This window comes from Trinickia sp., from assembly GCF_051961175.1.
In the GTDB taxonomy this organism is placed as follows: Bacteria; Pseudomonadota; Gammaproteobacteria; order Burkholderiales; family Burkholderiaceae; genus Trinickia.
In genome coordinates, this window is sequence record NZ_JBQCDN010000209.1 from 1 (window position 1) to 16,376 (window position 16,376).

The window sequence follows — 16,376 nt, forward strand, 5'->3', positions numbered from 1 at the left end:
GCGGCATCCTGAAGACCGTTGCGGTCAAGGCGCCTGGCTTCGGCGATCGTCGCAAGGCGATGCTCGAAGACATCGCGATCCTGACGGGCGGCCAAGTGATCGCCGAGGAAACGGGCCTGACGCTCGAGAAGGCAACGCTGCAAGAGCTCGGTCAAGCCAAGCGCATCGAAGTGGGCAAGGAAAACACGACGATCATCGACGGCGCAGGCGACGCAAAGAACATCGAAGCGCGTGTGAAGCAGATCCGCACGCAAATCGAAGAAGCGACGTCCGACTACGACCGCGAAAAGCTGCAAGAGCGCGTGGCCAAGCTGGCCGGCGGCGTGGCAGTGATCAAGGTCGGTGCTGCGACCGAAGTCGAAATGAAGGAAAAGAAGGCACGTGTCGAAGACGCGCTGCACGCTACGCGTGCTGCCGTTGAAGAAGGCATCGTTCCTGGCGGCGGCGTTGCGCTGATCCGCGCTCGCACGGCTATCACGGGCCTGAAGGGCTCGAACGCCGATCAAGACGCCGGCATCAAGATCGTGCTGCGCGCGATGGAAGAGCCGCTGCGTCAGATCGTGACGAACGGCGGCCTGGAAGCCGGCGTGGTCGTGGCAGCGGTTGCAGAAGGCAAGGGCAACTACGGCTTCAACGCTTCGACGGAAGAGTACGGCGATCTGGTGGAAGCCGGTGTGGTCGATCCGACGAAGGTGACGCGTACGGCACTGCAGAACGCCGCTTCGGTGGCAGGTCTCCTGCTGACGACGGACGCAGCCGTTGCCGAACTGCCGAAGAAGGATGCCCCGATGCCTGGCGGTATGCCCGGCGGCATGGGCGGCATGGGCATGGACATGTAATCTCGGCTTCGGGCGGCCTTTGCCTTCAGGCCGCTCGCCGAAATCGCATGAAAGGCGCGCTGCAAGGCGGCGCGTCTTCCAGCCGATAAAAAATCCCGTGAGAGCGTCTGCTCCCACGGGATTTTTTATGGCTGCAACGGATCAGCCCAAGCAGGCTGAATCAGCCCAAGCAGGCTGAATCAACCCAAGCAGGCTGAATCAACCCAAGCAGGCCGAATCAACCCAAGCAGGCCGAATCAACCCATCAAGCCCATTAAGCCTGCGATGGCTTATGCCGGATCTGATCCGTGCCGATTAGCGGCGGCGAAGGGGTTTCTTCGTCGTCGCGCGCCCAGAAGAAGCGATCCGGCAAATACGCGCCCATCCCGGGGCGAAAGGCTTGCCGCACTGCTTGATACAAATACTCCTGAGCCTCGCGCGCCGCTTCCGCGGGCTCCTGCCCGTTTGCGAGCAATGCCGCCACGGCCGCGCCGAGCGTGTCCGTGATGCCCATGAGCCGGTACTGCGGCCGATCCCACATATCTTGCCGCAGCTGTCCTTCTTCGCTGAACAGCGTATTGACGAGGCGATGCGTGCCCGTTTGCGTCGACAACACGTATTCGGCGCCCTGAGAGAGCAAGTGAGCGATCGCTCCGTCCAGGCTCGGCGATTCGGCGTCGCCATCCGGTTGGGCGAGCGCGATGAGGGTGGTTTGATCCGCGATGAGGATCGTCGTTTGCGGGGCGAGCAGATCGGCGATCGACTCGCGCAGCTCGTCGGCCGCCAACACGTGTTCGTCGTCGAGCGTGAAATCGGGGGCGAGGATCAGCGGAATATCGTCGTAATCGGACACAACTTCGGCAATTGCGCTGACCACCTCGGCTCGCGTGGCCGCGCCCACCTTGAAGGCGGCGATCGGCATGTCCTCGAGCAGCATGCGCGCCTGCGTGGCGACGACGTCGGGGTCGAGTCCCGTCACTTCGTCGCAGGTGGCCGAATCGCGTACGGTGTAGCCCGTGAGGACCGATACGCCATGGCAGCCCATGCTGGCGAGCGTGAGCAGATCGGCTTGCAAGCCGGAGCCGCCGGTGGGGTCGGACAAGCCGAAAGTCAGAACGATCGGAGGGGCGGCACTTTGCATGGAATAGAGCGTTGTGATGAAAACCGCGAGCGGCGGGCCGGGCGGCTCGCCTGCGCAGTCGATTCATTATGCGGCCTAACGGGCTCGGATGGTACGGACGGCGCACGTCTCGGCGGTGCATCGAGCGAGGCAGGCGAGGTCAACCCATCGGGCAGCAGTGCATCATGCGCTCCGGGCGCCGTCCGCCGTCAGAAGGGCGCGGTGCTCGGATTCCTAGCCAGGGGCGCCTCAAAAACGGTACCATCATGGCTCTTTGATTAACGGTTTTTTGCGACGCGACAAGAATGGAACACAAACAGTGGATGTGCCTGATTTGCGGCTGGATCTACGACGAAGAGGCCGGTCTGCCCGAAGAAGGCATTGCACCGGGTACGCGCTGGGAAGACGTTCCGATCAACTGGACGTGTCCTGAGTGCGGCGCCCGCAAGGAAGACTTCGAGATGGTTCAGCTCTGACCACACGCCGCAGCCGCCGGGCCCGACGGGTTCGAGCGGCGCATACCCCGACGCCATGACATCCGTCGATTCGCCGTCTATCGAGGCCTTGCCGAACCCGCGCGGCGCCGCGGTCCATGAAGCGGAGGCCGCGCTGGCCGAGGCAAGGCAGGCCAGCGACGCGCAGATGACGGTCGTCGGGCCGTTGCTGCGGGCGGCGCAGGCGTTGCGCCAGGCGGGCTGGCTGGCGTCCCAGCGTTTCACCGATGCGCTGGTGCTCGTCGCACCATTTGCCACGGACGACTTTCTGCCGCAGTTTCGGGCAGCGCTCGTCGATTTCCACGGGGCGCTCACGCGCCGGAATTTACGCGAGTTGGCATGCTCGCCCACGCTTTTTGGTCACTATCGCGCGTTGAATGCCCAGGTCGGGCGCCATACGCGCGGCTATGCCGTCGCCTTCGAGGATCTTGCCTTGGCGGGACGGCCGAGCGCACCGGCTACCCTGCGCCCGGCCTCGCCGTTGGCGTTGGCCGCCTTGCGCGCACGCTACGAGCATGCCCTGCTGCCGGTGCTGAAAGGACACGAGGAGGCGGGGGCGGCGCAGGCCGAACTCGATGACTGCATCGCCGGGCTTGCGGGCGCCGATACCGATGCATACGACGTGTGGCGCCTGGCCACCGCGTGTGCCCGCACTTTGCGTGTGAACGGCCGCGCCCGGATGGGCGATCCGGAGGCCAAGCGCTTCTATGCGCGTTGCAACCTGCTGTTGGCGGAGCAAGCCCGTGGCCAGCGATTGGCTCCGCGCTCGTTCGTCCGCGCGGCGCTGGCGCTGCTGTGGCGCGATTACGCGTTGTACGGCGCAGCGGCCGAAGATGCGGATGCGGTCACCTTGCTCAACGATTACGGATTGACGGTCGATTGGCATATTGCTGCCACGCAGGCTTCCCAGGCCGCGTGGGAGCAGGGCGCCGCCGAAGCCGAAGCGGCAGCGAGCGGCGAAGGCGTCACGCGCGAACTTGGCCCGGTATCCGTCAATGTCCTGGCCTACGAAGATTTTTTGCAAACAGCCGACGCGTCGATGGCGGCGCTTGCCGTGAGCGGCGACGCCGCACTGGCCGCCGTCGCAGGCGGGGGCGATGGTGCGGCGGCCGAGCATGCGGCGCAGGCTGCCTATCGGCTCGGCGCGGCCGCGCAGGCATTGGGTCTCGGCCATGTCGCGCTGCTGGCCGATGCGCTTGGCCTGGCTTGGCGCCGGCATGCTTATGCGGCACAGATCGGTTTGCCCCAGGCGGCGCCGGCACAGCGTCCGGTCGAGCAGGCCGGTGAGGCGTTGCGGGCGATGCTGCTCCGCGTGGCGGCCGGCTTTGCCCCGTCCGATTCGGCGGTGCCGCTTGCTCTGCTCACACAGGCCATCGAACGTGCCGCCCCGGTGGCCGGTCCGGGGCCGGCATCTTCCGGTTATTAGGTTAAGTACAGTACTGCCAGGCCACCCGTTTTTACACGTTTCTCTCCCCTGGATACCCAAAACGCCTCGATATGGCGCTCGCGCATGCGTTTTGAGCGTCGCTCAGGGGTGCATTCGAGACTGTGCAGCCTTGATGCGACGGTACGACCCTTGGCCAAAGGGCTTAAGCCGCGTGGCCCAACCCACATGCGTGATAGAGTGCGGAGAAATAAGGTCCGGTGTGGGCGGGCGCGAAGGATGCGCCGCCTACGGTTTGCGACCTTTCCTGGGTGCTTGCGCTCATTCGCGGCGTCCAACGTGCACCGTCTTTGCTAAAATTCGAACCATGCCTAAGAGTAACGATCGCATCAATCTGACCAACCAGTTCCTGATCGCCATGCCCAATATGGCGGATCCTACTTTTTCCGGAACGGTGGTCTACCTGTGCGATCACAGCGAGCGCGGGGCGCTCGGTCTCGTTATCAACCGGCCGACCGATATCGATCTCGAATCGCTGTTCAGCCGTATCGATCTGAAGCTCGAAATCGAGCCGCTTCTGCATATTCCCGTCTACTTCGGCGGCCCGGTGCAAACCGAGCGCGGCTTCGTGCTGCACGAGCCTGTCGAGGGTAGTGCCTATACGTCGTCGATGGCCGTGGCGGGCGGGCTTGAAATGACGACGTCGAAAGATGTCCTCGAAGCCGTGGCGAGCGGCAAAGGCCCGCAGCGCTTCCTGCTCACACTGGGCCACGCGGGCTGGGGGGCAGGGCAGCTCGAAGAGGAAATCTCCCGCAATGGCTGGCTGACGGTCGAGGCCGATCCGAAGATCGTATTCGACGTGCCGGCTGAACAGCGCTTCGAGGCTGCGCTCGCGCTGCTCGGCGTCACGCCTTCGATGCTCTCGGGCGACGCGGGCCACGCATGATAAAAGGGGTCGGGCGTGAGGCGACGCTGCTTGCGTTCGACTACGGCGAAAAGCGCATTGGCGTGGCGGTCGGCAATGTGCTGATGCGCCAGGCGCGTGCGCTTGTCGTCGTGCCGAATCGCGATCGCGTGTTTCGCTTTGAAGCGGTCGGCAAGCTGATCGCCGAATGGAAACCCGATGCGCTCGTTGTCGGCCTGCCTTGCCATCCGGACGGTACGCCGCATGAAATGACGCAGCTCGCCAAGCGTTTCGGCAACCAGTTGAACGGGCGTTTTAACCTGCCCGTCGTATGGGTGGACGAACGCTACAGCTCGGTGGCAGCCGATCTCGATATGCGCGAAAGCGGCGTGGCCGCGCAGATGCGCGATGCCGAGGCGGCGCGCATCATTCTTCAACAATACCTGGACGGGCTTTCCGATGAGTTGCATTGATGCCGAGGCGTCCTACGCGACGCTTCTCGCCCAGATCCGCGCCGCTTACGGCGCATCGTTCGGGGCCGCGGACGGCCCCGTGCTCGCCGGGATACACAGCGGCGGCGCATGGCTTGCTGAACGCCTCGCGCGCGATCTCGGCGCGAATTTCTTCGGTGTCGTGAATGTCGCGCTGCACCGCGACGATTACGCCAAAAAGGGGCTGCACAGCCAAGCCAGTCCCACCTCGCTGCCGTTCGATGTTGAAGGCCGCCGTATTGTGCTTGTCGACGATGTCCTGCACACGGGCCGTACCGTGCGGGCCGCGATCAACGAACTGTACGACTACGGGCGTCCGGCGGCCATCGAACTGGCCGTGCTGGCGGAGCGCAGCGGCCGCGAGATGCCGTTCGAGGCACGCTTTGCGGGAGCGCATGCAGAAATCGCTGCTGACGCCACGCTCGTGCTCGAGCAAGCGGGCGACATGCATTTCACGTTCCGTACCGAACCGCGCGGCGATTGACTTTGCAACAGGCTTTTCGCCTCTCGCAATGAATTACCGATGAGGCGTGTGGGCTACCGAGCCGGCGCGCCTCCTCCATCTTGTTTGAATTAGACAGACCATGAACACCGTCACCCCAGGCCGTGCCGATCACGGCGGCGAATCCGCCTCCGCCGAGCGCTTTCGCTACGGCTTTCTGAAGGGCAACCCGCAGCTCACGAAGAACGGCGAGCTCAAGCATCTGCTGTCGATCGAAGGGCTGCCGCGCTCGATCCTCACGCACATCCTCGATACCGCCGAGCCGTTTGTGAGCGTGACCGATCGTGAGGTGAAGAAGGTGCCGCTGCTGCGCGGCAAATCGGTCTTCAACCTCTTCTTCGAGAATTCGACGCGCACGCGCACGACGTTCGAAATCGCGGCTACTCGCCTATCGGCAGACGTGTTGAATCTGAACATCAACGCATCGTCGACGAGCAAGGGCGAATCGCTGCTCGATACGATCAATAACCTCTCGGCCATGCATGCCGACATGTTCGTCGTGCGCCATGCATCGAGCGGCGCGCCGTATCTGATCGCCGAGCATTGCGCGCCGCACGTGCACGTGATCAACGCGGGCGACGGGCGCCATGCGCACCCCACGCAAGGCTTGCTCGACATGTACACGATCCGCCATTACAAGCGCGATTTCACGAATCTGCGCGTGGCGATCGTCGGCGACATCCTGCACTCGCGCGTCGCGCGTTCGGACATCCATGCGCTGACGACGCTCGGCGTGCCCGAAGTGCGCGCGATCGGGCCTCGCACGCTGTTGCCGGGCGGGCTCGAAGAACTTGGCGTGCGGGTTTATCACAACCTTGATGAAGGGCTGAAAGACGTCGACGTCATCATCATGCTGCGCTTGCAGAACGAGCGCATGAGCGGCGCGTTGCTGCCCTCGGCGCAGGAGTACTTCAAGAGCTGGGGGCTCACGCCTGAGCGGCTTGCGCGCGCGAAACCCGACGCGATCGTCATGCACCCGGGCCCGATGAACCGCGGCGTGGAAATCGATTCACAGGTGGCGGACGGGCCGCAATCGGTGATTCTTAACCAGGTGACGTTCGGCATCGCGGTGCGCATGGCGGTCATGAGTATCGTGGCCGGCAACAACGAGTGAGCGGGCGGCATCGAACCGCCGAACGGCGAGAGCAAATACAGCAGATACGGCAGCTGTAGCGGCTATAGCGGCTATCAAAGCGACGGAAAGACAAGAAAGGCAGCGCATGAAGATTCATATCGAAGGCGGCACGGTGATCGACCCGCAAGCGGGCACCGAACAGCGCGCGGACGTTTTCATTGCCGATGGCAAGATTGCCGCGATCGGCGCAGCACCCTCCGATTTCAAAGCGGACAAGACAATCGATGCGAAGGGGCGCTATGTGGCGCCGGGTTTTGTCGATTTGTCGGCGCGTTTGCGCGAGCCGGGCTACGAACATAAGGCGACGCTCGAATCGGAGATGGCGGCCGCCGTTGCCGGCGGCGTGACGACGCTGGCCTGCCCGCCGGACACCGACCCGATTCTCGACGAGCCGGGCCTCATCGAAATGCTGAAGTTCCGCGCGAGCAAGCTGAACCGCGCGCACGTGCATCCGCTGGGCGCATTGACCGTGGGCTTGAAGGGGGCGGTCATCACCGAGATGGTCGGGTTGACCGAAGCTGGCTGCGTGGGCTTCACGCAGGCTGATTCGCCGATCGCCGATACGCAGGTGCTGCTGCGCGCGTTGCAATATGCGAGCACGTACGGCTATACGATTTGGCTGCGGCCACAAGACGCGTGTCTGGCGAAGGGTGGGGTGGCGGCGAGCGGTGCGGTGGCCTCGCGCCTCGGTTTGTCCGGTGTGCCGGTGGCGGCCGAGACGATCGCCTTGCATACGATTTTCGAGTTGATGCGAGCCACGGGTGCACGGGTGCATCTGTCGCATTTGTCCTCCGCCGCGGGCGTCGCGCTTGTGCGCGAAGCGAAGGCCGAGGGGCTGGCCGTTTCATGCGATGTCAGCGCGAATCATATTCATTTGATCGACGTCGATATCGGCTACTTCGATTCGCAATTCCGGCTCGATCCGCCGCTGCGCACGCAGCGTGATCGGGAAGCGATTCGTGCCGGCTTGGCCGATGGCACGATCGATGCGATTTGCTCGGCACATACGCCCGTTGACGACGACGAAAAGCTGCTGCCTTTTGCGGAGGCGACGCCGGGTGCGACAGGGCTCGAGTTGCTGTTGTCGCTGACGGTGAAATGGGCGGACGAAGCGCGGCTTCCGTTGGCGCGCGCGTTGGGACGCATTACGGCGGGGCCGGCCAAGGTGCTCAACCTGCCCGTGGGCCGGATCGAAGTGGGCGGCGCGGCCGATGTCTGCGTGTTCGATCGCAACGCCTATTGGCGTGTCGAACCGCGCGCGCTCAAGAGCCAAGGGCATAACACCCCGTTCCTGGGCTATGAACTGCCGGCTCGTGTGCGTGCGACTGTGGTTGCCGGGCAGGTGGCGTACGAGCAGGCTTGAGGGGCGGGACGGCGCACCGACTGACGAACCACAAACCAGAAACCGAAATCATAAGCAACCGGCTGCAATGACGCTCGCATTTGCCAAACTTCGGCTCGTTTTACATCTGCTGCATGGAATGTGGATCGTCGCCGTGCGGTTTCCTCGCATGTCCGATGCAACCAAGCTCGAAGTGAATCGGGCGTGGTCGATCAAGATGCTCCGGCTCGCCGGAATGCGCCTTGTCGTCCATCACGACGAACGCAGGCTCGATCACGGGGCGCTCGTTGTCGGCAATCACGTCTCCTGGCTCGATATCTACGTGATCAACGCTTGGCGTCCGACGCCGTTCGTTTCGAAGGCCGAGGTGCGCAAGTGGCCGGTGGTCGGGTGGCTCGCGCATCAGCTAGGGACGATTTTTATTCATCGCGAGAAGCGCAGGGATGCGCATCGGACGATGCATGAAATTGTCGAGCGGGTAGCCGGGGGCGGGTTGGTGTGTCTGTTTCCAGAAGGCACGACGTCGGATGGGGTCTCGCTGCTGCCGTTCCATGCGAACTTGTTCCAGGCGGCGGTTTCGGCGCAGTGTCCGGTGCAGCCTGTGTGCCTGATGTACGAGGGGCGGGATGGGCGGCAATCGACTACCCCAGCTTATATCGATGACGTATCGCTCGGACAGTCGCTCGATGCCGTGTTGCGCGGCGGGCCGTTTACGGCGCACTTGTATGTCGGCGCGGCGATTGAGCCGATGAGCGATCGGCGGGCGTTGTCGGCGAAGGCGCGGGACGCGGTGGGGGCGGGGTTGGTGGCGTTGCAGGAGGGTTTGAAGGTTTCGATCGCACCGGCACCGGCACCAGTTCATCCGCTGCAGTCAGACTCGGGCGACGAGCTTCCACCCAGTCCTGCCGTGCCGGGCGACCTCTAAGCGCACCCACTGAGTGCTCACAGGCCTTGATCCTGTCTGCAGCCCTGTGAGCGCAGCGCAGTGCAGTACGGATCAGTCCAGCCTGTGTGCGAGGTGCAGCCTCGCGCGAACGAAGCTTTCCAACTCGGCGAGCGATTCCGCAATGCTCGAGCGGCTGGTATCGATCGCCAGATCCGGCATGGTGGGTACTTCGTAGGGGGAGGCAACGCCCGTGAATTCAGCCAGTGCCCCGCTGCGCGCTTTGGCGTACAGGCCCTTTGGATCGCGCCCTTCGCATACGCTGAGATCGCTGCTCACGTGCACTTCAAAGAAGCGCTCGCCGACAATGGCGCGCGCCAGTTGCCGCTGCGCCGCCGCCGGCGAGATCAAGGCGCAGATAACGACGAAGCCCTGCGCCTTGAACAGCGCCGCGACCTCGGCCGTGCGCCGGACGTTTTCCCGGCGATCGGCGTGACTGAACCCAAGGCCCGCATTCAGGCCGGTGCGCAATTCGTCGCCATCGAGCACGACCGCCAGGCAACCTTCGTCCACGAGTCGCTGCTTCAGCGCCTTGGACAGCGTCGTCTTGCCGGCCCCCGACAACCCGGTTAACCACAGCACGCCGCCCGCCTCCTGTGTCGAGATATCGGCTTCTTCTTTCGATTCGGCGATGACGCGGCTAACGGCTTGCTGCAATTGTTTCTCCTGCTGTGCGCTCAGGGCGGGGCGTTGAAATAGCGTGACTATTTTATGAGGCGAGAGGATACCGCGAAAGCATTGCCTCGCTTGCGATTCTTACCGAACATTGCACCAAACTCTACATCTACAGTTTGGGCATCTCTATCGCGGTAGCCTCGCGCTCGGAGAGGGAGATCATGCGCTTATTCGGCGCCGGAAGCGCATCCATCGCAGTCGACCTGCACGACTTGGCGTTCCTCTGGCGCGGTGGCCAGGCGCACGGCCGTGAGGCGATTCCCCCATACACAGCCAGAATCAAGCCCAATCAGATTGTCTTTCAACATGAGCCCAAGGGCGGCCCAATGCCCGAAAACGACGGTGACGCCGGCCGTGCGTCTGTCCGGGGCGTCGAACCACGGCAAATAGCCCGCTGGGGCGGCCTCTGGGCCCTTGCTGCAGGCGAACTCCATCTCCCCGGCGGGCGTACAGAACCGGATGCGCGTGAAGGCGTTGAAGGCGACCCGTTGCCGGTCCGCCTTCTTCAGATCGGGGCTCCAACGGCGGGGCTCGTTGCCGTACCACTGCGCGAGCTTCTCTTTCCACTTGGCTGAGCGCAACTCACGTTGCAGCTCGTCGGCCAACTCGAGTGCGAGTGTCACGTCCCATTGCGGGAGTACGCCGGCGTGAACCATCAGCATGCCGTTTTCGAAATGGGCAAACGGACGATGGCGGACCCAGTCGAGCAGATCCGGCCCGTCGGGCGCGGTCAGGATCTCGGCGAGTGTGTCGCTTTTTTTCTAGGCGCGGAGGCCTGCGGAGACGGCCAACAAATGCAGGTCGTGGTTGCCGAGTACGGCGACCGCACGGGGTCCCAATGCCACGACGTCGCGTAAGGTCGCTAGCGAATCGGGACCGCGATTGATGAGGTCTCCGGCAAACCAGACGGGGGTCTCGGGGGTGAGGGGTAAGGTCTTGAACAACCGTTTGAACGGTGCATGGCAGCCTTGGAGATCGCCGAAAGCGAAGGGGACGGTGGGGGACGAAGGGGTCATTGTCTGGCGATTGTGTGACTCGGATGCCATCGCGTATCGGCTGCTTGTGGCGCCACGGTGGATGGCAACATTGCGCCCGGAGCATACGACACTTTTCGAAGAAAGCCGCGCCGCTCTCCTCAGCCTATATAATTGTGCGCTTGAACTTCCCACCGTACTCGTTCGTAGGACATCCCCATGATTTTGGTGACGGGCGGTGCCGGCTTTATCGGCGCCAATTTTGTGCTGGACTGGCTGCGTCAATCGGACGAGCCGGTTCTGAATGTCGACAAACTGACGTACGCCGGCAACCTCGGTACGCTCAAATCCCTGCAGGGCAATGCGAAGCACGTGTTTGCCCAAGTCGACGTTTGCGACGGGCCTGCACTGGAAACATTGTTCGCGAAACACAAGCCGCGCGCGGTGGTGCATTTTGCCGCAGAAAGCCACGTCGACCGCTCGATTCACGGCCCGGCCGATTTCGTTCAGACAAACGTGGTGGGCACATTCACGTTGCTGGAGGCTGCACGTGGCTACTGGAACGGCCTTGCCGAAGCCGATAAAGCCGCGTTCCGCTTCCTGCACGTCTCGACGGACGAAGTCTTCGGCTCGCTGTCCGCAACCGACCCTCAATTTTCGGAAACCACGTCGTACGCGCCGAATAGCCCGTATTCGGCCACGAAAGCCGGCTCCGATCACCTCGTTCGTGCCTATCATCATACGTACGGCTTGCCGACACTGACTACCAATTGCTCGAATAATTACGGGCCGTATCAGTTTCCCGAAAAGCTGATTCCTCTGATGATAGCGAATGCATTGGCGGGCAAGGCACTTCCGGTGTACGGCGATGGCCAGAACGTGCGCGATTGGCTCTACGTCGGTGATCACTGTTCGGCGATCCGCGAAGTGCTGGCACGTGGCGTCCCGGGCGAAACCTACAATGTGGGCGGTTGGAACGAGAAGAAGAACCTCGAAGTTGTCCATACGCTATGCGATCTGCTCGATCGGGCGCGCCCCAAAGCGGCAGGCTCCTACCGCGATCAGATTACCTATGTGAAGGATCGGCCCGGGCACGATCGCCGTTACGCGATCGATGCGCGAAAACTCGAACGCGAGTTGGGTTGGAAGCCGGCAGAGACGTTCGAGACGGGTTTGGCGAAGACGGTCCAGTGGTACCTGGACAATCAGGCTTGGGCCGACGAAGTCGCTTCGGGCGAGTATCGAAAGTGGGTTGAGACCAACTACGCGCAGCGCGCGTGAGGGCCGCAGTCATGGCACGCAAAGGCATCATTTTGGCCGGGGGATCCGGCACCCGGCTGTACCCGATCACGCATGTCGTCTCCAAGCAGCTGCTTCCGGTGTACGACAAGCCGATGATCTACTATCCGCTTTCGACGCTGATGGTGGCCGGCATCAGTGAGGTTCTCGTCATTTCGACGCCGCACGATACGCCTCGCTTCCAAGCGATGCTGGGCGACGGCAGTCAATGGGGAATGAACATCCAATATGCGGTGCAGCCGTCGCCCGACGGTTTGGCGCAAGCGTTCGTGATTGGCAAGGATTTCGTCGGCAACGATCCGTCGGCCCTCATTCTCGGCGATAACATTTTCTACGGACACGACCTGGCCAAGCAGCTCGAGCGGGCCGCGAGCAGGCCGTCCGGGGCAACGGTATTCGCCTATCACGTGACGGACCCCGAGCGTTATGGCGTGGTCGAATTCGACAAGCAATTCCGTGCGGTGTCGATCGAGGAAAAACCGAGCCAACCGCGGTCGAACTATGCGGTCACCGGGCTGTACTTCTACGACGATCGCGTGTGCGACATCGCCGCGGACATCAAGCCCTCTGCGCGGGGCGAGCTCGAAATTACGGATGTCAACGCGCGCTATCTGGCGGATGGTTTGCTCGATGTCGAGATCATGGGGCGCGGCTACGCGTGGCTGGATACGGGTACGCACGATTCGCTGATCGAGGCGGCCACCTTTATCGCTACGCTGCAGAAGCGGCAGGGGCTCGTGGTGGCATGTCCCGAAGAAATCGCCTATCGCCGCGGCTGGATCACGGCCGAGCAGGAGCTGAAGCTTGCCGAGCCGCTGGCCAAGAACGGCTACGGACAATATCTGAAGAACATTCTCATGGACCACGTCGCATGGCCATCCAAGTAACCGCTACATCGCTGCCGGAAGTCAAAGTCATCGAGCCGAAGGTGTTCGGCGATGCTCGAGGATATTTTCTCGAGAGCTTCAATGCTCGTGAGTTTGCGGAAAAAGTCGCGAGTGGCGTCGAATTTGTCCAGGATAACCATTCGCGTTCCGCAAAGGGCGTGCTGCGCGGGCTGCACTATCAGATCCAGCATGCGCAAGGCAAACTGGTGCGGGTAGTGGAAGGCGAAGTATTCGATGTGGCGGTGGACATCCGGCGTAGCTCGCCGAATTTCGGTAAGTGGGAAGGCGTCGTCTTATCCGCCGAAAACCATAAGCAGCTATGGGTTCCGCCTGGTTTCGCTCATGGATTCGTCGTGTTGTCGGAGTCGGCGCAGTTTCTCTATAAAACGACCGATTACTGGTTTCCCGAATTCGAACGAACGCTGCTTTGGAATGACCCTGAGGTCGGCATCGACTGGCCGATCGGGTTCGAGCCGTTGCTGGCCGCGAAGGATGCGGCGGGGAGCCGGCTCTCTGACGCTGAGGTATACGCGTGAAAGTGCTCGTGACGGGCCGCAATGGTCAAGTTGGATGGGAGCTGCGCCGCTCGCTGGCTCCGCTCGGTGAAGTTATCGCCTTAGGGCGAGATGAAGCTGATCTGGCACGCCCCGAGACGCTCGGTCGGCTTGTGGCGGACGTGCGTCCCGATGCAATCGTCAACGCGGCGGCCTATACGGCCGTCGATCAGGCGGAAACCGAGGAGGACGCCGCGCGGATCATCAATGGCGATGCCCTCGGCGAATTGGCTCGTGCTGCCAGGAAACACGGTGCCCTGTTGATCCATTACTCGACCGATTACGTGTTCGACGGTAGTAGTGAAAGACCGTACATAGAAAGTGACGTCGTGGCGCCGTTGAACGCTTACGGTCGAACGAAGCTCGAGGGTGAGCGGGCTATCGAGGCGGTGGGCGGTGAATGGCTGACACTCCGCACAACGTGGGTCTACGGGGCGCGTGGACGCAACTTCCTGCGAACGATGCTGCGCCTGGCTGCGGAGCGGGAGCAATTGCGTGTCGTCGCCGATCAGACGGGCGCGCCAACGTCGGCCCGCTTGATCGCCGATCTGACCGCGCACGTGTTGGCGCAAGCTCAGCGCGAGCGCGGCACGGGTTCGTTCGAATCTGGGCTTTTCCATATGACTGCGGCGGGCGGTACTACGTGGCATGGGTTTGCGCGGGCCATCATCGAGGCTGCCCGGGCTTCGCAGCAACAGCCTGTGAAGACGACCGCCGTCGAGCCAATCGGCTCTGACGCCTATCCGACGCCCGCGCGTCGCCCGCGCAACTCTTTGTTGGATAATGGCAAGTTCGACGGACGCTTCAAGTTGCACCGTCTCGATTGGCGTGATGCGCTCGAGTTGGCTTTAGACGATTTGTGGGCGCGATAGCCAGCCTGTTTCTCCGATGATTGTCGCGTTAGGAATCTTATGAACAGACGTAACCAGCAGTTGCATCCGCTGGCGGTTTTGTATTCACTCATGGCGAACCGGCACCTGATTGCCCAGTTCGTGAGGCGAGAGGTTGCCGGGCGATACAAGGGCTCGTTTCTAGGGCTCTTTTGGTCGTTTGTCACGCCGCTGTTGATGCTGAGCATCTACACATTCGTGTTCGGCTTCGTGTTCAAGTCGAGGTGGCGCACAGGGTCGACCGACCATATCGAGTTTGCCGTCGTGATGTTCGTCGGTGTGCTTTCGCACAATCTGATTTCCGAGTGCTTGACGCGCGCACCGATGCTCGTCGTCGGCAATCCCAACTATGTGAAAAAGGTCGTTTTCCCCTTGGAAACATTGCCTTGGATTGCCATCGGGACAGCTCTATTTCACATGCTCGTTGCCTCAGTGATATTGCTCATCGCAATCCTTTTTTGGCAAGGGCATCTCCCCTGGACCGTGATCTACGCGCCGCTCATTATTGTGCCGTTTCTGGTGTTGATCGCTGGGCTCGTTTGGTTTCTCGCTTCGTTTGGCGTATTCATGCGCGATCTCGGGCAGGTCATGGGCATCGTGTCGTCATTGTTGATGTTTATGGCGCCCGTTTTCTACCCGCTTGCGTCAGTGCCGATCAAGCTACGGCCGCTTATCATGCTCAACCCACTGACCTTCGTGATCGACCAGTTGAGAACGGTGGCGATTTGGGGTGGACAACCCGATTGGCTCGGATGGCTGATCTATTGCGCGGTTGCTTACGTTGTTGCGTCGTTCGGTTTGCTCTTCTTCCAAAAGACGCGCAAGGGGTTTGCCGATGTGCTCTGACAACGTTGTTCAACCTGCCGTCGAGGCGCGCGGCCTAGGGAAACGATACGAGATCTATGACGCGCCGTTGGACCGCCTAAAGCAGATGACTTTTCCTCGGCTTGCTCGCATGACGGGGCGTGCGCCGAAGGAATACTTCAAAGAATTCTGGGCATTGCGCGGTGTCGACCTGACCGTCGCGCGCGGGGAAACTGTGGCCATCATCGGCCAGAACGGGTCCGGCAAGTCTACGTTTCTGCAATTGGTGTGTGGGACGCTCACGCCCACTCAGGGCGAGGTGCTGCGCAACGGTCGGGTAGCGGCGTTGCTGGAACTCGGGGCAGGATTCAATCCCGAATTCACCGGCGAGGAAAACGTCTACCTGAGCGGGATGCTTTACGGTCTCACGGAAAAGCAGCTCAAGGAGCGGTATCAATCCATCATCGACTTTGCCGAGATCGGTGCATTCGTTTCGCAGCCCGTGAAGACCTATTCGAGCGGGATGTACGTGCGTCTCGCGTTTGCCATTGCTGCGCATGTCGATGCCGATGTCCTCGTTGTCGATGAAGCACTCTCGGTGGGCGATGTTCGGTTCACGCAGAAGTGCATGCGTTTTCTGCGCGAATTCCAAAAGAACGGAACGCTGCTTTTCGTGAGCCATGACGTTGGTGCGGTGACGGGGCTGTGCTCGCGCGCGGTCTGGCTTGACCGCGGCAGCGTCAGGTTAGACGGGCCGTCGAAGGAAGTTGTCGAAGCATACTTGGCCGAGCAGCACGTGCTCGACCGTAAGGCGCAGGGCGTAGCCGTTTCGGTGGCCAAGGCCGAACGCGTGCGTGCGAAGATGGCTGCGAGCGACATCGCCGATCCGCGCCTCGACCGATTGAAAGCGGCGAACACGATCCAGGTGTTCGAATTCGAGCCGGATGCAGTCGGGCCCGGATTTGGTGCCGGCGATGCGACGATCGTCGATGTCGGTCTCATCGACGAGGACGGCAACAGCGTGCAATTGCTGCACGGCGGCGAACTCGTCACGCTGGAAATAAAGGTCGCAGCGCGCACGGACGTCTCGGGATTGATCTTCGGTTTTTATGTAAAGGACAGGCTCGGGCAGCGGCTGTTCGGCGACAACTCGCATATGA

At 62.1% G+C, this 16,376-nt stretch carries 17 protein-coding genes and 1 pseudogene; 15 read left to right on the plus strand and 3 right to left on the minus strand.

Annotation, left to right across the window (positions count from 1 at the left end; all coding sequences use genetic code 11):
• Window positions 1-839: chaperonin GroEL (gene groEL / locus ACTHL0_RS12510; RefSeq protein WP_440567065.1), on the plus strand; the 839-nt coding region annotated here is incomplete at its 5' end.
• A 253-nt stretch (window positions 840-1,092) separates the two neighbouring features.
• Here the strand turns inward: groEL and ACTHL0_RS12515 are convergent.
• Window positions 1,093-1,959 (minus strand): hydroxymethylpyrimidine/phosphomethylpyrimidine kinase, encoded by an 867-nt coding sequence (locus ACTHL0_RS12515; protein WP_440567066.1) that lies wholly within the window; start codon window positions 1,957-1,959, stop codon window positions 1,093-1,095.
• Between the two features lie 284 nt (window positions 1,960-2,243).
• On the opposite strand from ACTHL0_RS12515, the gene ACTHL0_RS12520 reads away from it, so the two are divergent.
• The 8 genes from ACTHL0_RS12520 (at window position 2,244) to ACTHL0_RS12555 (ending at window position 9,115) form a co-directional block, all read left to right on the plus strand.
• Window positions 2,244-2,414 carry a rubredoxin gene (locus ACTHL0_RS12520; protein ID WP_440567067.1) on the plus strand — a complete coding sequence of 57 codons (171 nt, stop codon included), beginning with the start codon at window positions 2,244-2,246 and terminating at the stop codon, window positions 2,412-2,414.
• 55 nt (window positions 2,415-2,469) lie between these two features.
• A complete protein-coding gene (locus ACTHL0_RS12525) occupies window positions 2,470-3,858 on the plus strand; it encodes a hypothetical protein (RefSeq protein ID WP_440567068.1) in 1,389 nt (462 codons plus the stop codon).
• Between the two features lie 325 nt (window positions 3,859-4,183).
• Window positions 4,184-4,762, plus strand: coding sequence for a YqgE/AlgH family protein (locus tag ACTHL0_RS12530; RefSeq protein ID WP_440567069.1), 579 nt, complete (start codon window positions 4,184-4,186; stop codon window positions 4,760-4,762).
• Window positions 4,759-5,193, plus strand: coding sequence for a Holliday junction resolvase RuvX (ruvX, locus tag ACTHL0_RS12535; RefSeq protein ID WP_440567070.1), 435 nt, complete (start codon window positions 4,759-4,761; stop codon window positions 5,191-5,193). Before ACTHL0_RS12530 ends, ruvX begins: the two co-directional genes overlap by 4 nt.
• On the plus strand, window positions 5,180-5,695 hold the full coding sequence (gene pyrR, locus ACTHL0_RS12540; RefSeq protein WP_440567071.1) for a bifunctional pyr operon transcriptional regulator/uracil phosphoribosyltransferase PyrR: 516 nt from the start codon (window positions 5,180-5,182) through the stop codon (window positions 5,693-5,695). The genes ruvX and pyrR overlap by 14 nt, the downstream gene beginning before the upstream one ends.
• Window positions 5,696-5,795: 100 nt before the next feature.
• A complete protein-coding gene (locus ACTHL0_RS12545) occupies window positions 5,796-6,827 on the plus strand; it encodes an aspartate carbamoyltransferase catalytic subunit (RefSeq protein ID WP_440567072.1) in 1,032 nt (343 codons plus the stop codon).
• Between the two features lie 106 nt (window positions 6,828-6,933).
• Window positions 6,934-8,211, plus strand: a complete 1,278-nt coding sequence (locus ACTHL0_RS12550; RefSeq protein WP_440567073.1) for a dihydroorotase — start codon at window positions 6,934-6,936, stop codon at window positions 8,209-8,211.
• Window positions 8,212-8,278: 67 nt separating this feature from the next.
• A complete protein-coding gene (locus ACTHL0_RS12555) occupies window positions 8,279-9,115 on the plus strand; it encodes a lysophospholipid acyltransferase family protein (RefSeq protein ID WP_440567074.1) in 837 nt (278 codons plus the stop codon).
• A 72-nt stretch (window positions 9,116-9,187) separates the two neighbouring features.
• Here the strand turns inward: ACTHL0_RS12555 and cysC are convergent, their stop codons facing one another.
• Both cysC and ACTHL0_RS12565 read right to left on the minus strand, forming a co-directional pair.
• Window positions 9,188-9,790 carry an adenylyl-sulfate kinase gene (cysC, locus tag ACTHL0_RS12560; RefSeq protein WP_440567075.1) on the minus strand — a complete coding sequence of 201 codons (603 nt, stop codon included), beginning with the start codon at window positions 9,788-9,790 and terminating at the stop codon, window positions 9,188-9,190.
• A gap of 185 nt (window positions 9,791-9,975) precedes the next feature.
• Window positions 9,976-10,824, minus strand: a pseudogene (locus ACTHL0_RS12565) (symmetrical bis(5'-nucleosyl)-tetraphosphatase).
• A 177-nt stretch (window positions 10,825-11,001) separates the two neighbouring features.
• Between ACTHL0_RS12565 and rfbB the strand changes: the two are divergent.
• The 6 genes from rfbB to ACTHL0_RS12595 all read left to right on the plus strand — a co-directional run.
• Window positions 11,002-12,063 carry a dTDP-glucose 4,6-dehydratase gene (rfbB, locus tag ACTHL0_RS12570; RefSeq protein WP_440567076.1) on the plus strand — a complete coding sequence of 354 codons (1,062 nt, stop codon included), beginning with the start codon at window positions 11,002-11,004 and terminating at the stop codon, window positions 12,061-12,063.
• Between the two features lie 11 nt (window positions 12,064-12,074).
• Window positions 12,075-12,968, plus strand: coding sequence for a glucose-1-phosphate thymidylyltransferase RfbA (gene rfbA / locus ACTHL0_RS12575; protein WP_440567077.1), 894 nt, complete (start codon window positions 12,075-12,077; stop codon window positions 12,966-12,968).
• Complete coding sequence (gene rfbC, locus ACTHL0_RS12580; RefSeq protein WP_440567078.1) at window positions 12,953-13,504, plus strand: dTDP-4-dehydrorhamnose 3,5-epimerase; 552 nt, start codon at window positions 12,953-12,955, stop codon at window positions 13,502-13,504. The genes rfbA and rfbC overlap by 16 nt, the downstream gene beginning before the upstream one ends.
• Entirely contained in the window at window positions 13,501-14,394 is an 894-nt protein-coding gene (rfbD, locus tag ACTHL0_RS12585) for a dTDP-4-dehydrorhamnose reductase (protein WP_440567079.1), read from the plus strand. The genes rfbC and rfbD overlap by 4 nt, the downstream gene beginning before the upstream one ends.
• A 39-nt stretch (window positions 14,395-14,433) precedes the next feature.
• Window positions 14,434-15,258 carry an ABC transporter permease gene (locus tag ACTHL0_RS12590; protein ID WP_440567080.1) on the plus strand — a complete coding sequence of 275 codons (825 nt, stop codon included), beginning with the start codon at window positions 14,434-14,436 and terminating at the stop codon, window positions 15,256-15,258.
• 85 nt (window positions 15,259-15,343) lie between these two features.
• Window positions 15,344-16,376, plus strand: a 1,033-nt coding sequence (locus ACTHL0_RS12595; protein WP_440567081.1) for an ABC transporter ATP-binding protein, incomplete at its 3' end; no start/stop codon positions are given.

What these genes read in the sequence shown, in the direction of transcription:
- ACTHL0_RS12590 (WP_440567080.1), top strand. Translation starts at nt 14,434, where the DNA reads ATGAACAGACGTAACCAGCAGTTGCATCCGCTGGCGGTTTTGTATTCA.
- rfbB (WP_440567076.1), top strand. Translation starts at nt 11,002, where the DNA reads ATGATTTTGGTGACGGGCGGTGCCGGCTTTATCGGCGCCAATTTTGTG.
- rfbA (WP_440567077.1), top strand. Translation starts at nt 12,075, where the DNA reads ATGGCACGCAAAGGCATCATTTTGGCCGGGGGATCCGGCACCCGGCTG.
- ACTHL0_RS12545 (WP_440567072.1), top strand. Translation starts at nt 5,796, where the DNA reads ATGAACACCGTCACCCCAGGCCGTGCCGATCACGGCGGCGAATCCGCC.
- rfbC (WP_440567078.1), top strand. Translation starts at nt 12,953, where the DNA reads ATGGCCATCCAAGTAACCGCTACATCGCTGCCGGAAGTCAAAGTCATC.
- ACTHL0_RS12530 (WP_440567069.1), top strand. Translation starts at nt 4,184, where the DNA reads ATGCCTAAGAGTAACGATCGCATCAATCTGACCAACCAGTTCCTGATC.
- ACTHL0_RS12520 (WP_440567067.1), top strand. Translation starts at nt 2,244, where the DNA reads ATGGAACACAAACAGTGGATGTGCCTGATTTGCGGCTGGATCTACGAC.
- pyrR (WP_440567071.1), top strand. Translation starts at nt 5,180, where the DNA reads ATGAGTTGCATTGATGCCGAGGCGTCCTACGCGACGCTTCTCGCCCAG.
- ACTHL0_RS12515 (WP_440567066.1), bottom strand. Translation starts at nt 1,959, where the DNA reads ATGCAAAGTGCCGCCCCTCCGATCGTTCTGACTTTCGGCTTGTCCGAC.
- ruvX (WP_440567070.1), top strand. Translation starts at nt 4,759, where the DNA reads ATGATAAAAGGGGTCGGGCGTGAGGCGACGCTGCTTGCGTTCGACTAC.
- ACTHL0_RS12550 (WP_440567073.1), top strand. Translation starts at nt 6,934, where the DNA reads ATGAAGATTCATATCGAAGGCGGCACGGTGATCGACCCGCAAGCGGGC.
- ACTHL0_RS12555 (WP_440567074.1), top strand. Translation starts at nt 8,279, where the DNA reads ATGACGCTCGCATTTGCCAAACTTCGGCTCGTTTTACATCTGCTGCAT.
- ACTHL0_RS12525 (WP_440567068.1), top strand. Translation starts at nt 2,470, where the DNA reads ATGACATCCGTCGATTCGCCGTCTATCGAGGCCTTGCCGAACCCGCGC.